This window comes from Enterococcus sp. HMSC078F03, from assembly GCF_001811595.1.
GTDB classification, from domain to species: domain Bacteria; phylum Bacillota; class Bacilli; order Lactobacillales; family Enterococcaceae; genus Enterococcus; species Enterococcus faecalis.
Genome location: NZ_KV805588.1, coordinates 200,681 through 200,953, shown reverse-complemented (window position 1 = coordinate 200,953; position 273 = coordinate 200,681). Strand labels below are relative to the sequence as shown.

General features: G+C 43.6%; 1 pseudogene. It reads left to right on the top strand.

The features are described from left to right. Positions 1 to 273, top strand: a pseudogene (locus HMPREF2810_RS16115) (adhesin); the annotation flags it as partial.

Here is a 273-nt window from a genome sequence, read left to right as displayed (position 1 = left end):
ACCAACAGAAGAAGAAAATCCAGATGAAAGTGAAGCACTAGGCACGATTGAGCCAATCATACCTGAAAAACCAAGTGTGACAACTGAAGAGAATGGCGCAACAGAAACTGCAGAAAGCAGTCAACCAGAAGTTCATGTGTCGCCAACGGAAGAAGAAAATCCAGATGAAAGTGAAACACTAGGCACGATTGCACCAATCATACCTGAAAAACCAAGCGTAACAACTGAAGATAATGGCACAACAGAAACCGCAGAAAGCAGCCAACCAGAAGT